The organism is Enterococcus sp. 3C7_DIV0644, from assembly GCF_002141235.1.
Taxonomy (GTDB): Bacteria; Bacillota; Bacilli; order Lactobacillales; family Enterococcaceae; genus Enterococcus_D; species Enterococcus_D entomosocium.
Map to the genome: position 1 here is coordinate 345,364 of NZ_NGLK01000001.1, position 14,408 is coordinate 359,771.

The following is a 14,408-nucleotide window of genomic DNA, read 5'->3' on the forward strand; positions in this document are numbered from 1 at the left end:
CCTATCTCAATAGTGACGGATCGTAAAGAAGCCGCTAAGTGAGCTATTTTCAAAGAACTAGCCCATTGCTTCAATGTGGCGCATTTCTTGCTGCACGACTTCATATATACTTTTTGAAAAGTCCACTTCCAACGGATAAGAAAGCAAAATATCTAATATTTGAGGCACAAAGTCTGCCTCACACAGTTCTTTTGCAAAAGCCATCGCAGCAATTTCCGAAGCACAACCAACCGTTGACCGGTGCTCGTAGGAAAAAAAGCGCCACAGTGGGATCGTTTTGGTGATATGGTACATCGTGGCACCATGTTGCTCTTCTAAATAGTGAAAAATTTCATGGGCGATCAAGATCCCTCGGACAACTGCTGGTTTAGGCAATATTTGCGAAGATTGAGTCAGCACAGTGTAGGCAGCAATGGGTTCAGTGATCAATTCAATGGAGCGCTCCATGACAAACTGCGCAAAGACCATGCGAAACTTCGTCGGTTTTCCAGATCTTTCCGTAATTGATAAACCAAGCTTATTCGCCAAGTACCAGGCACGATCTGCCTTTTCCTGTTTTTTCAAATCAAACTGGTCGAGCATTTTTTGCGCCCATGTTCTACCACATAAGATGGCTTCTTCAATGATTTCGTTTTTTTCCTCTTCCCTCACTTTATTACGTAGCATCTCGCGGGTAAACTCAAATACTCCCCAACTGAATTCGCTGATGGGCATGAGCTGTTCATACCACTTTTCTAATAATGCCAGATCAACCGTATGTTGCTGTTTTAAGAAAAACCTCTGCTTGATCATAGGGAATTCGCCGCCAGAATCATCACTTCTTCATTAGAATCTAAAGTCGACATTTCGATATCGATCAACAACATCAATGCCTCCAAATCGTTTACTGAAAAATCCATCACCCGAGGTCCGGCACAAATATAGAAATCTGGACGCAAAATCACTTCTGTCTGATAGATCGCCAAATCATCCCATAGTTGCTCGACTGCTTGCACATAATTCTCCGCGGTGGTTTTGATGACCTTCCCTGAAGCTCGTTGTACTTTAATAAAGCCTTTTTTATCAAGGATTCGAATTGCCGGATTGTCTCCTGTAGAAACACGGGTTCCAAACACATAAAAATGCGAGCTTTTCTCTAAAAGATCAATTTCGTTAGTAGGTAGCCCTAAATCGCCCGCTGCTAATTCTTGGGCTTCCTCGACGGTTGCCTCTGCTAAAAGATCCGTCGTCTTGACTTCGGTGGAACCAGTTGCAATGGCTGTGACTTTAGACGTTTGAGGATCGATTTCGATAAAGACTTCCACACTTTCTGGGGTAGCCCCACTCTCAATGGCTTTATTGATAGCCTCTGTTTTGATTGATCGCAAGTCTTCTTTCGAAGGTGAAGGAATAATCCGTTCAACGACATCTCGTACCATCGCTAGGGCGACGCCAATAGAGGAAATCACTTCAGCATTCTCCGGAATCGAATATTTTACGCCCATTTTTTCTGACAAGTAGATAATTAATGACGAAGCGCCGCCACCAACTCCTACTAATGAAATTTGGCTTTTTTCTAGTTTGTATTTTTCTGCTAAAGCCAAAATGACTGGCTCTAATTTTGCGTAAGAACGCTCCATGATTTGAGTCGCGATATCTTCGATCGTCGTGCCACAATAATCCGCTAATACGCCCATCGCTTTTCGAGCCGCTTCGATATTCCCATAAGAGAAATGTTCCGGTTTGATCAAGCCCAACACGTTTGCTGCACATGAGTTGGTGATGGTTACCCGATCACCATTATCAAATTTGATTGCAACATAATCTGCAGGATCGCCTTCTTTCGGACTAAAGAATTCCACCGTTCCTCCTGTCCAGTTGATTGGATCAGAGTAAACTGCGTAGTCAAGCCCGGCAATATGTGCAGAACGAGGTCCTACATCTACCACTCCATTAGCAGTTGCGCGAATCATGGACCCCCCTGCACAGCCCGTGATTCGTACATCCAAACTGGAAATGTATGTTTCATGTCCGCCAACGACAGAATAGTCGATCGCTGGCCGTCCGTTTTTAATGACACCGATATTGGTGGTTGTGCCGCCTACTTCAAAATACACGCCATTTGATGCTCGTAAATACATCAGTGAACCCATTACTGAAGCTGCCGGACCCGAGAGCATGGTCAGAACTGGCCGCTTTTTCATCTCAGCAATCTCCATAACCCCACCATCGCCTCTCATGATCATTAAGGGTACATCTACACCAGACTCCTTCACAGAGACTTCCGTGGAATTTGCGACAGATAACATTTTAGGTAAAATACTTGCATTGATAGTGGCAGTTCGTGTCCTTCTGGTCAATCCGTAAAGTTTCGTGATATCTGAAGCAACAGTACATGGAATTCCTTTTTCTGTACAAACTTCCATCACTAGATTCTCAGCATCATTATTATCTACACCAAAAGCCATACTAGCGACGATCACTTCTGATCCTTGCCTCACTAGATCATCGATCATTTCTTCAACACTCGCTTTATTCATTCCTTTGAGTTTTGAGAAGGCATTGATGATCTTAATGGATCGCTGATTCCCTAGAACGATATCGGCAATTTTTAATTGACGCTTTGCCAGAAATCCTTCGAAACCACCACGAGCCATACCGAAAACACCAATGTCAGCCACATCCCCTTCAATCAAAGCGTTCGTGGCTTGGGTGGTTGAATGAGCAACAAAAATCACACTTTTTGGGTCAATATCATTTTCTTTCATACAATTTTGAAAACTCTCGACAACGCCAGCAGCTACCCCCCGTTCATGATCATGAGTGGTCTTCACGCTGGATTTTCCTATGATCTCGTGAGTCAGATTATCGATAGCGACAGCTTTTGTATGGGTACCGCCTACATCGATCCCCATTCTAACTTTTCTTAATTCACTCATTTCCACTTTCCTCCTACATCCATAGTTGCATGATTTATTGATTAGCTACGTTCTTTCATCGACTAGTTATTCAAACCGAACAAAATGAGCGCAATGATACACAGGATCGCACTAGAAAGCCACCCAGCTGGTATCGAAAACTTCATGAAATCTTTAGAACCAACTTTATGATGTCCTAGCCCCCATGCTACCCATGACTGAGTAATATCCAAATGCTGAGGAGCGATCGTGACCACAGCGAAAAGTGGAAAAATGAATGCCAGATCCCAATTTGTGGCAGCTAAGATCACTGCCGCTACTGCGCCTCCTGATCCGACTAAGTTCAAAGGACCGCGGAAGAAACCAAGGGGCGCTAAGATGGCAAATAAGATCGCAAGAGCCAGGGTACTATGAGGAACTAGACCGCCAACGATTGGTTCAAAGAAAGGAACCGCTAGACTTGCAGCTGAATTAAACATAGCCAGTACTAATAAGAAACCTACCAGGGGCGCAACATCGACAGCACCATCTGCAAATTGTTTAGCTAACATGCGGCAAATATTCACGAAACCACCTTTTAATTTTCCGCAAGTCAGTAAGGCGTACAAAGCTGCGAGAATAAATGCTGGAATAATAGGAAATTCAGCAAACACAACGAGTAAGACTGGTGCGATCACAGCTACCCAAGAATACCAAGGAGCATCGCCTGAAGTTGCGCCAGGTGTGGAAGCCCACGCTTTGACTTTTGATGATTTCGCACGACTTAAAGCAATATTGGCAAAAACCAATGTCACAAGTAAGGAAACGACTAGTGCAATCATGCCGAATGTGAAATAATCGGAAAACCCATATTCCATCATGGATTGACTTCCGTCAGGTTGTAATGCCGCTAAAATACCTTGGTATTGCACAAAATTTGTTACATTGGCAAAAATTCCCGCCATGATGGAACCCATAAAAGCGAATAAAGCGATCGCTGTTGGAATACCCAACGCTTGCAAGATTGGCATAACGATCACTGCGATAGAGATTACAGGACCAATGCCCGTCATGGATGTGAAACATAAAGCAGTAACAGTACATAAAAGGGTCATGGTGATCCGTGGTTTATCCCCACCAAGCTCAACAACCTTGCGAATCAGCGTTGCTGCGATCCCTGTATCCATCAAAATCCGACCAAAGAAGGAACCGAAGAAAATATTGACCAGAATCGAACTAGCAAAACCGGCGGGTCCTGTTTGATAAATATTTGTGATCGTATCGACAAAATTCAAAGCTGTTAAATCCGGACTCAACGCATTGCCAATAAAAGCTAAAACGGTCCAAAGTGTTGCCATAACGAAGAAACCCACCATCAGGTTGAACCCTTTGACGCAGTACCAAACCATTCCTAAGAAAGAAACGATCATTAAAATACCAATTATAATTTCTACCATAAATTTTCCCTCATCTTTCCATTTGAACTTTTTTTGTTCATACATCGTGTTGCAAGTTTCTACGTTTGCTACTTCCCCTATTCTCGCTGAATGCGACCTTTATCATGAAATAATCGGCTAAACTTGTGACCATTTCCCACGTTTGCTTCCCTCCTCTTTTTTGTTAACCGTTTTAGTTAACCGGTTAACAAAAATTTTAAAAAAATAAAACAACGAATAATATCTCGTGCTTATCCACTATCTTTAAGCTTCCACTCGATTCTCCTTCGATCCCTTCTCGATGGGGAGCTGCCACTATTCAAATCAACCTCCATATTCCACTCTCGTCGGTTGGGCTCTTCGTAAAAGATAGGCTCAGGATGCTTGCCTTTTGCTTAGAGCCGCTTCCCTCCTGTTTCTCCTCTATGATTCGATCCTCTTGTTTGCACAACATTTCACATAAGGCTCCTCTGACGCTCGCCTGACCGAGCGTAATTACTAGTCTAAACCGAAAAGGATCCTAACCGATTAATCATTTGTTTGACTAGGTGCTAGTTGTTTTAATGTCTACATGATAGCAAAGGGTGAAAACGCTGTCAATCACAAATAGAAATTTTTGCTTCATTTGTTCAATTTATACAAAATAGACCTTAAAATACCTACGTGGTATTTTAAGGTCTATTGGCCGTTTAAACTTCACTTGCCTGCAAACGGTACATATCGGCATACAACCCTTTTTGAGCCAAAAGTTCATCATGGGTGCCTCGTTCGACGATCGAGCCTTTATCAAGCACCAAAATCAACTCAGCATCGCGAATGGTAGACAATCGATGGGCGATCGCGATCGTGGTTCGCCCTTGACGCATATTTGCCAAGCCTTCTTGGATCAGTCCTTCTGTTTCAGTATCGATATTGGCAGTCGCCTCATCCAAGACCAGCACTTTCGGATCGGTCACCATCGTTCGGGCAAAGGAAATCAATTGCCGTTGCCCGCTTGAATAACTGGCACCCCGTTCAATCACTTTGGCGTGGTATTTACCAGGTAGTTTTTGAATAAAGGCATCTGCTTGAACAAATTTTGCTGCTGCTTCGATCTGTTCTTCACGAATATCCTGATTCAATAAGCGGATATTGTCAGCGATGTCCCCATAAAACATGAAAGCATCTTGCAATACGAGTCCAACTTTTTTCCGAAGCTCTTCCATCGTGAAGTCGCGGATATCTTGATCATCGATCAAAATTTGCCCTTCCCCAAATTCGTAAAAACGCATCAACACATTGATGATCGAGCTCTTGCCACTTCCTGTGTGACCGACTAGAGCCACGGTCTCACCTGGATAGGCGATGAAAGAAATATGATTCAATACGTTGTTTTTTCCATCATAGGAAAAACTGACATCGCGAAATTCAATTTTTCCTTTGGTGATGGTTTGACTGGCATCGGAGTTTTGCTGCGGCGTATATTCTTCGTTATCCATAATCTTCAAAATCCGGCTGCCGGCTACCATCCCATCAGTAAAGACGCTGAGAAAATCCATCATCTGTGTCATTGGATTAAAGAATCCTTGAATATAGGTCGTAAAGGCGAAAATTAACCCAACTTCAATCGGCGATTCTAAAGCATCAAACCCAAAGAGCGTCAATGACAAGGCGATCGCTAAGGCATACAACAAACTAATGATTGGTGATAGTAGCAGCGCATTCGTGCGGATCATGGCGTATCTAGTTTTCAAATAATCATCGTTGGTCGCTTCGAATTCTTCATTCAGCCGCGCCTCTTGGCGGAATTGCTGAATGATCTGCATGCCAGAAATCGATTCATTCAATTTCGTATTCAGCTGACTCAGTTTTTCCCGCATTTGACGATAGATACGAGAGCTGAATTTTTGATAATACCAGATGACTACCATTAGGATTGGCAGAAAAATCAAGTTCAGTAAAGCAATTTTGACGTTGATGCGAAACATGGCGGCAAAAGAAGAAACCACCGCAAAAATCCCTGTCAATACCATCAAGAAGACATACCAAAATTCATACAACGTTTCTGTGTCGTTGCTGACCCGTGAAACGATTGAACCCGCTGGCGTCTGATCGAAATAGCGCATCCCAAGACTATGCAATTTTTCAAATAATTTTGCTCGAATATATTGATAGGTTTTTAAAGAACCCATCGAATAAAGGAACCATTGGAAAAACCAAATCACAGCTTTTACCAACACCCCAAAGAAATACAATGCAGCAAAGAAATAAATGACTTGCTGGGTCGCCGTTTGATTGGTCAAATAATTATCCATAAAGGTTTGAATGATCAAAGGCAACAGGATATTGACGATCGATAGCACAAAAGCAAAAAAGATCGCTGCATAGAAGGTTTTTCGAAATGGCTTGGCAAAAAGAAACATTCGCTTGATGATGTTTTTTTGTTCTTTAAAGGGAATCGATTTACTCCATTCTGATTCTTGCATTAGGCTTCACTCCCTTCGATTTTGGCTTCTAGTTGCTGTTTGTCCCACATTTTTTTATACCAGCCATTTGCAGCCAATAATTGTTCATGGGTCCCGCGTTCACTGATTTTCCCATTGTCGATCACGAGAATTTCTTCTGCGTGCTTGACACTGCTTAGGCGGTGGGCAGCAATGATCGTTGTTTTATTCTGACGGAACGTCCGTAATTGTTGTAAAATAGCTTCTTCCGTTTTGGCATCTACTGCTGAAAGGGCGTCATCTAAAATCAATAATTCTGGATCAGTGATCAAAGCACGGGCAATGGATAAACGCTGTTTTTGTCCGCCAGAAAGAGAAACACCACGTTCCCCCACCATCGTTTCATACCCTTCCGGAAACTGACTGATATCCTCGTGGATCACTGCCAATCCAGCAGCCGCTTCAACTTCTGCTTGAGAAGCCCGTGGTTGCGCAAAGCGGATATTGTCTCGAATCGTCATGGAAAATAAGAAATGATCTTGCGGAACATAACCGATTGATCCCAAAAGAGCATTCAAAGAGTATTGCTTGCTATCGATGCCCCCGAAGGTGATCGCTCCATCAAATGAATCATACTCTCGCAACAAAAGCTTCATCAAAGAGGTTTTTCCAGCACCGGTTTTCCCGACGACACCAAGTGTTTGCCCGGCAGGCAAAGTAAAGTGGATGTCTTGCAGGGCAAAATCATCTCCTTGATAGTGAAACTCATTGATTTGAACGTTCACCGTTCCTTGAGCTGGGGCATCGACCGCATCTTTGGCTTCAATGATATGGGTCTTTGCCGCCAACAATTCGGCAACCCGATCATAACTAGCATTGCCTCGTTCCAGCACATTAAACAGACGTCCAATGGCAAACATCGGCCAAACTAACATACCGATATAACTGATGAAGGATACCAATTGACCGATCGAGATGGTACCGTCCATAACATAATTGCCGCCGACGATGATCGTCAGCACATAGGAGATTCCGATGATGATCGTAATAAACGGATCAAACAAGGCATCCAGAAAATTGACTTTACGGTTTTTGATGATGGCATGGTCAATTTTGGTTTGAAAATCAGCGATGTCCTCTTTTTCCTGTCCAAAGGTTTTGATGACTTTCATCCCAGTAATACTTTCTTGGGCTTTGTCGTTGATGGAAGAAAATGCTTCTTGCGAGTCACGAAACGCATCATGCAATTTGCTACCAAGAACCCGTGCCATGACTGCTAAGAAAGGCAGCGGCAATAGAGCAATGATCGTTAACCGCCAGTCGATAAAGAGAACCATCGCAATGATGGTTGCCCCTCCCGAGATGAAGGAATCGGCAAAGGTTAAGATCCCCGCCCCTGCCACATTTTGGATGGCATTCAAGTCATTGGTGGCATGGGCCATCAAATCACCTGTCCGATGCTTTTGATAAAACAACTGATCCATCCTTGTAAAATGTGCAAATAGCTGTCTGCGTAACGTTTTTTCTAGCCGAGCAGCACTGCCCCAGATATGCGTCCGCCAGACGAAACGGAACACGTATTGAGCGATAGCTGAAGCAATCAAGATCATGACCCAAAAAAAGATCATCTGCATCGAGATCTCTTTTTCCGCAATCTCATCGATGATGATCCCAATAACTTTTGGGGGTGCCAACTGTACCAAGGCGACTAGGACTAAAGAGCCTACGCCTAACAAATAATGTTTCTTTTCTTGTTTAAAAAACCAACCTAACTTCCTAAATATTGACATAACACTCTCCATTTCTTTGTGACCTGTTGCCTAAATTTTGCGATTTTTCCGAATATTCATTGGATTCAGTTACATTTACTCCCCCGCTATTCACAGAACAGAACTAAATAAAGTAGCCTGGGGATATTTTTTATTCGTTGCTGCGTTTTGCCGCAATAAAAAGCGAGCTGATAAAATCAGCCCGCTTCTTAGAAAAAAACCTACTTTTGGTTTTTCATTTGCTGCATCATCTGACGAATCTTTTTCTCAGAAGGTTTTTGACCCATTGACATCATCATCGAGCGAAGCATATCCTCATTAACGGGAGGATTTTTCTTTAGATAATCTTGCATATATTTACGCGCCAAAAAGAAGCCGCCGACAGCGCCTAGTAATGCTGCAACAACAGCGATCACGATTACGATTCCTACACTAACCATTTGAAAACTCTCCTTTCTCTTGTACTCTCAATGAATCATTTTACTAGAAAAAAACACAAAAAGAAAGAGTGAAAGTTGGATTTATCCAAAAACTTTCACTCGTTTCCTCAACTTAATGCGACATCTCTTTTATTGAATAACCAATTTGTTAAAAGGTAGATTAAAACACTATAAACAAGGATCCCGATCGCCATTTCCCAATAGCCCAATCCCGGATCAAAGGCAGTCATCTGCATGTCAGGACTATTTAATAAACTCGGTATCTGCTCTTTGATATTCATAAAATTAAACGGGTTCCACTTCAGCCATGGGTATTTTTCTTGCGCAAAAAGCATGATCGAGTTGATGATGCTGCTTCCAAACAACATACCCAAGCCTAAGCCAACCGCCAGGCTTTGAGAGCGAATGACGGCTGAGATAAAGATGGTCAATGCAATATAAAAGACAATCAATAGCAAGTTGGTTCCCGCAAAAACAAAGGCAACGAGAATCGCCGCTAGCCCGTTGTAGCCAGTAGCAGCAAAAGGTGATTCAGCTGCTAAAAATAAATTGGCGGCTGCTAAACTACTGATTAGTAAAACAGCAGTCCCTAAAAGCGCAAATAAAAACGTGTTGATGGCTTTTGCTGCTAAGATTTGGCTTCTGGAAAAAGGCCGAATCAATAAGAACTTGATTGTTCCACGACTGAACTCTTCCGCCACTGAAGAAGCTGCCACAATCACCACAAATAAGTTTAAAAAGGAAGTCATGTCGCTCAAAGAAGCGAATAAATCATTGGCACCAATCTCGGGACTACCTAAGCGAACCACATAGGTCAACCCAAAAGTCATTAGAACCAATAAAAGCAGCATGATCCAAGTAGAACGTTTTTTGGTTAATTTGATCCATTCATTTTTAATCAATGTCAGCATGCTTACAAACCTCCTTCTTCGGTCCAAGCCAAGAATGTATCTTCTAGAGAAGATTGCTTTGTCCGTAGTTCTTTCAAGCCGATCCCAGCCGTCACGATCGCTGCAGCGATTGCCGAACGCTGATCTGTTGCTAGAGTGACTTGCAATTCATCTGCAACCTGCAAGACCTCGACCTCAAAGGAAGCTTTTAACAGTGCTTCTGTTTCCGCATTATCATCAGTTTTAATAATCAGTACATTTTTCTCTGCTTTCAACTCTGCCATTGCTACTTGATGAGTGACTTTTCCTTTTTGCACCACGATCAAATGATCGGCAATTTGTTCGATATCGCTTAATTGATGACTGGAAACTAAGACAGAAACGCCTTTTTCTCTCAAAGAAAGAATCATTTCTCGAAACTCCCGCATGCCTTTAGGATCCAGGCCATTCATCGGTTCATCTAAAACTAATAAGTCTGGTTGATGGACCAATGCCTGGGCAACACCTAAACGCTGACGCATCCCTAATGAATAGGTTTTGACTTTTTGATGGATGTGTCCTTCTAAATGTACCTGACGAATAAGAGCTTCTAATTCTGCTGTCGTACTTTTTTTCTTCGCCATGCGCTGATACTGCATCAAATTTTCATAGCCTGTCATATAATTATAAAACTCAGGATTTTCAACGATCGCACCGACTGAGGCAATCGCGGTTTTAAAAGAAGAATCCAGTAAATTCCCCATAATGGCAATCGATCCTGTGTTGTGCTTCATCAACCCAACAATCATCCGAATGATCGTCGTCTTCCCAGCCCCATTAGGCCCTAATAAACCAACGACTTGTCCTTGGTCCACCACAAAGGAAACATCCTCAATGATTCGTTTGGTTCCAATCAATTTGGAAACATTTTGCAGTGCTAATACTTCTGTCAAAGTTACCCCTTCTTCCTAACACCTTTTCTGCAACGATTTTAAATAAAAAACGTTATGATAATATGTATACCATGCCATCTCTGTAAAAAAAAGTCAAGAAGCGAAAAAGGAACGACGATGTTCCTGTTTTTGCTTCTTGACACCTGTGTTTATCAAAGTCGCTTTTCACTTTCGCCTTACTGCCGAAACTTACGAAATTATAAGTTCTGTCTGCTCAGCCAACCCACGCGGCTGATTATTTACATGGTACGATCAAATCGATTGGGCAAATACGAGCTTTTCAAAAGCTGCCTTGTTCTTGGCACTTCTGATCTGTTTGATCGTTTGTTTAAGTTGTTTCCACTCCTTTGCGCTTGGTTGACCGTTCCAATAAAAGATATAGGGCTGTTCTTCCTCAGAAAATTCTTGATGAATCGGATAATCACTGATGACCAAATCTGGTTTTTGAGTAAGTGAAAGATGCGCCATCGCTCGATGCGTTGCATTCAATAGTCGGTTCTTCATCCAAAGTTCTTGCGTTTTTCCGTATTTCGAATGGATCGAGAAAGTGACTGGCTGTTCATATTTGATAAAAATAACTCTCAATAACATACAGTATTGGAAAATCAATCGGTCATTCTTTTGCAGCAATGCACGCAAATCAGGTAAAGAAACAGTCGCTTCCTCAAAAAATCGTTTCACGGTCGGATAAAGCACTGGGAAAGCCGCTTGTAGCTCTTGCTTGTCGGTCGGTTTACCAAAACTATCACTTTTTTGTCGGGTACCAAAAAGGTTGGAAGCAGAATGGATCATTACGAAATTAACTAGTAAATAGTTTTTTTCAGCATCGGTAAACCTCAGACGAAAACACTGGGCTAGTTGTTCAACAAGTAATACTTCTGGCTGATACTTGGGTTGGGTCAACCACGAGAGTTCCGCCTCGCAAAGATCCTCTTCAAGATAGGTGTTCATTACGCCAAACATAAAATACAAGAAGCTGCATTCAGGCTCCGAGATTTCAGATAGAGAAAGGTGATTGCCGTTGAATAATGGCTTTAAAAAGACCTCAAAAAACTGATTCCTTTCAATCAGTGGATGTTCAAAGGTACTTACTTCCTCTGGTAAAAAAGTGATTGGATGCTTTTGATGAATTCTTTGCAGGGAGATAGCGAATAGATTAAGAAACTTATCGATATCGATTTTTCTCATATAAGAAGCATGAGTTTCAAACAAAGCCATAATGCTTTCTTTATCCTTGATCGATGCCACGACCTGTGAGTGCTTCTCATCGAAAATCTGCCAATAGGTTAAATGATAAAAATAGCGGATCGCGTATTCCTCACCTGTCAAGGGATCTCCTTTTTTCAGACTATAGGACAAATGATAGTTCGCCAAAACATGATTTAACTCCTGCAATTTTCGTTGAATCGTGCGGGGACTGCTAAAGGTTTTTTGACTGAGTTGTTCAAGGGAATGATAGTCCCCCTGAAAGAGTGCATCCAGCAAGATAAATCCAACGGTTCCCCGCAACAATACACTATAGGCTTGACTCAATAGGAATCGTGGAGAAAAAGCAATGGACACTTCTTTCTCCAGCCGATCATAGGTCAAAGTAAACTGAGGATAGCGTGCACGAAACACCTCTACTTGCTGAACGATCGACTGCATTTTGTTGGTTTTCCTATCGAAAACACTTGAGAGCTCTTTCATTGTATAGTCTTTCTTGTTCGTTTCGTAACAATAACTTAGAAACGCATAAATTTGTTTTTCTGTCGTATCCAAAAGTGCCTGTAACATGAAATTTCCCTCGCTTGTATAATCAGCAAACGCTGTTTTTACCTTAAATTTGTCATCTTACAAAATTGTAAGCTGTCAATGTTTGGTGATCGTACCACCGTGCGCTCTTTTCTGTCAAATCACTTTTAACAAATTTTCCTTTCGTTATCTGTGTATTTTCATAAAAAAAGTCTGACGCCTCAAAACGATCGTCAGACATTTTGTTAAAAACGGTAAAACAAAACGTGATTGTGCTTTCTGGGGAAGAAAATTCCAATCGTGGGTTATCAAGTCTCTCATTTTCCTTGGCTTTTTTCTTTACTGCCTCTCATCAGAAAATAACTTTCGATTCAGCCAGTAAAGGAAGACAGCAAGGATAACCACGCCTAGACCAAAGAGGATATAGTGAATACTCGTATTTTTGCTGCCGGTTTTCGGTAGTACGGCTCCATTGACCTCCTTAGCACTGCTTGTCTTCGTAGGTTGTTCCTGTTCCTTTTTCACTGAAGACGATGCTTTAGCGAGTTGTTTGCCTGCGGGATCATTGGAGGAAACACTTAGCTTGCTTGACTGACTTTGGTTCGGCGCTAATTTGTTTGGTTTCGTTTCTGAATCTGAAAGCTCCTCAGATGCAGCTTCACTAACGGTCGTTGTTCCTGTTGTTGCGGTGGTTTCTCGACTCCTAGTTATCTGACTTGATTCGCTCTCACTGACTGGTTGAGTGTTCAAACTTTCTGACTCACTTGAATTGTGACTACTTTCTATACTTTGAGAATCCCGACTTGTGTTTTCCGTAGTAGAAGTCCTTGGATCCGTGGATTGAGAGTCGCTAAATTTCGGTTCGATACTACTAAAGGAAGAGCCCGTTTCTTCAGTCACCTTAGAGCTTGCGCTTATCTCAGAGTTCGTGGTCTCGCTAGAGCTCGGGGGCGTTATTACTTGCCATTGACTGGGCTTCAAGTTCTCAGTTATCGTTGTTTCACCATCATATATGACAACTAAATCAACTTTATCCATACTTTTTATCTCATCAATAACCATCTCAGCATGAATTCTTAAGTAGTTTTCAATACCTGAAAACCAATCGACATTCGTTAAAACTGTTTCGCCGATCACTTTTTCGCTGTGACCGTTCCCATCCCAACCATAAGTTAGTAGGACACGAACCTTTTGTGAAGTCAGCGTTTTGTTCGGCCGTACCGGGATCGTAATGACTTTCAAGGCTTCATCATAGATCACTCGGTTCGTTTGAACAGAAAACGATAAATTCCCTCCGGCTCGTTCTTTTGCTGAAGTATGATCGAAACCAAACACCAGCAGCAATAATCCCGCTAACAGCAAAATCAACACGATTCCAACCAGCTTTCTCATTTCCTCACTTCCTAAATGAATATTTCAAGATAACTTGATAAGGAAATTATAATAAATTCTCAGAGAAAACATGCGCCGAAAAAAAAAGGAAAGTGGCCATAAAATGGCATCTTTCCTTTAAATAAGTCTTTATTAATTTTTCTTCCAAGTAATAAAACTGCCTCCAAAATTTCAGTTTCTATCTACCTGATAAATTTACTCCAACCTAACTTTAATGCGCATCCTGCTAAAACCATTCCTATTGCAATCCATAAATGATTAGACACTTCATTCGTTTGAGGAAAGTGCTGTTTTTCTGATTGATTATGCAAATTATTTGTTTTGGATGACTTATTGATCCCAGAGGATGAATTTTCAGGTGACACCGCCCCAGTATTACTAGAACTACTCCTGTTAGTTAATTCGGTGGATTTACTGGTGCTACTGTCGCTACTTGGTTCCGTGCTATTACTAGTGCTGCTTTCACTACTTGGTTCTGTGCTACTGCTGGTGCTGCTTTCACTACTTGGTTCCGTG

General features: G+C 42.0%; 10 protein-coding genes. All 10 read right to left on the bottom strand.

The features are described 5' to 3' along the window. Positions 1-57 precede the first annotated feature (57 nt). The 10 genes from A5877_RS01680 to A5877_RS01725 all read right to left on the bottom strand — a co-directional run bounded on the left by A5877_RS01680 (position 58) and on the right by A5877_RS01725 (position 13,892). Entirely contained in the window at positions 58-792 is a 735-nt protein-coding gene (locus A5877_RS01680; protein ID WP_086316217.1) for a hypothetical protein, read from the bottom strand. Further along, positions 789-2,918 carry a hydantoinase/oxoprolinase family protein gene (locus A5877_RS01685; RefSeq protein WP_016612222.1) on the bottom strand — a complete coding sequence of 710 codons (2,130 nt, stop codon included), beginning with the start codon at positions 2,916-2,918 and terminating at the stop codon, positions 789-791. The genes A5877_RS01680 and A5877_RS01685 overlap by 4 nt, the downstream gene beginning before the upstream one ends. Positions 2,919-2,980: 62 nt before the next feature. Beyond that, positions 2,981-4,333: an SLC13 family permease gene (locus A5877_RS01690; RefSeq protein WP_176273393.1), complete on the bottom strand. Its 1,353-nt coding sequence runs from the start codon at positions 4,331-4,333 to the stop codon at positions 2,981-2,983. A 668-nt stretch (positions 4,334-5,001) separates the two neighbouring features. Beyond that, the gene (locus A5877_RS01695; protein WP_008378435.1) at positions 5,002-6,777 is read right to left on the bottom strand and encodes an ABC transporter ATP-binding protein; all 1,776 of its coding nucleotides are present in this window, start codon (positions 6,775-6,777) and stop codon (positions 5,002-5,004) included. Then, entirely contained in the window at positions 6,777-8,525 is a 1,749-nt protein-coding gene (locus A5877_RS01700) for an ABC transporter ATP-binding protein (RefSeq protein WP_086316219.1), read from the bottom strand. The genes A5877_RS01695 and A5877_RS01700 overlap by 1 nt, the downstream gene beginning before the upstream one ends. 200 nt (positions 8,526-8,725) lie before the next feature. Beyond that, positions 8,726-8,944, bottom strand: a complete 219-nt coding sequence (locus A5877_RS01705) for a YneF family protein (protein ID WP_005235432.1) — start codon at positions 8,942-8,944, stop codon at positions 8,726-8,728. A gap of 107 nt (positions 8,945-9,051) precedes the next feature. Next, positions 9,052-9,855 (bottom strand): ABC transporter permease, encoded by an 804-nt coding sequence (locus tag A5877_RS01710; protein ID WP_008378441.1) that lies wholly within the window; start codon positions 9,853-9,855, stop codon positions 9,052-9,054. 2 nt (positions 9,856-9,857) lie between these two features. After that, positions 9,858-10,766: an ABC transporter ATP-binding protein gene (locus A5877_RS01715; protein WP_005235429.1), complete on the bottom strand. Its 909-nt coding sequence runs from the start codon at positions 10,764-10,766 to the stop codon at positions 9,858-9,860. Between the two features lie 252 nt (positions 10,767-11,018). Next, the gene (locus A5877_RS01720) at positions 11,019-12,542 is read right to left on the bottom strand and encodes a helix-turn-helix domain-containing protein (protein WP_086316220.1); all 1,524 of its coding nucleotides are present in this window, start codon (positions 12,540-12,542) and stop codon (positions 11,019-11,021) included. A gap of 297 nt (positions 12,543-12,839) precedes the next feature. Further along, on the bottom strand, positions 12,840-13,892 hold the full coding sequence (locus tag A5877_RS01725) for an LPXTG cell wall anchor domain-containing protein (protein WP_086316221.1): 1,053 nt from the start codon (positions 13,890-13,892) through the stop codon (positions 12,840-12,842). Positions 13,893-14,408 lie beyond the last annotated feature (516 nt).

What these genes read in the sequence shown, in the direction of transcription:
- A5877_RS01700 (WP_086316219.1), bottom strand. Translation starts at nt 8,525, where the DNA reads ATGTCAATATTTAGGAAGTTAGGTTGGTTTTTTAAACAAGAAAAGAAA.
- A5877_RS01705 (WP_005235432.1), bottom strand. Translation starts at nt 8,944, where the DNA reads ATGGTTAGTGTAGGAATCGTAATCGTGATCGCTGTTGTTGCAGCATTA.
- A5877_RS01685 (WP_016612222.1), bottom strand. Translation starts at nt 2,918, where the DNA reads ATGAGTGAATTAAGAAAAGTTAGAATGGGGATCGATGTAGGCGGTACC.
- A5877_RS01680 (WP_086316217.1), bottom strand. Translation starts at nt 792, where the DNA reads ATGATCAAGCAGAGGTTTTTCTTAAAACAGCAACATACGGTTGATCTG.
- A5877_RS01725 (WP_086316221.1), bottom strand. Translation starts at nt 13,892, where the DNA reads ATGAGAAAGCTGGTTGGAATCGTGTTGATTTTGCTGTTAGCGGGATTA.
- A5877_RS01710 (WP_008378441.1), bottom strand. Translation starts at nt 9,855, where the DNA reads ATGCTGACATTGATTAAAAATGAATGGATCAAATTAACCAAAAAACGT.
- A5877_RS01690 (WP_176273393.1), bottom strand. Translation starts at nt 4,333, where the DNA reads ATGGTAGAAATTATAATTGGTATTTTAATGATCGTTTCTTTCTTAGGA.
- A5877_RS01720 (WP_086316220.1), bottom strand. Translation starts at nt 12,542, where the DNA reads ATGTTACAGGCACTTTTGGATACGACAGAAAAACAAATTTATGCGTTT.
- A5877_RS01695 (WP_008378435.1), bottom strand. Translation starts at nt 6,777, where the DNA reads ATGCAAGAATCAGAATGGAGTAAATCGATTCCCTTTAAAGAACAAAAA.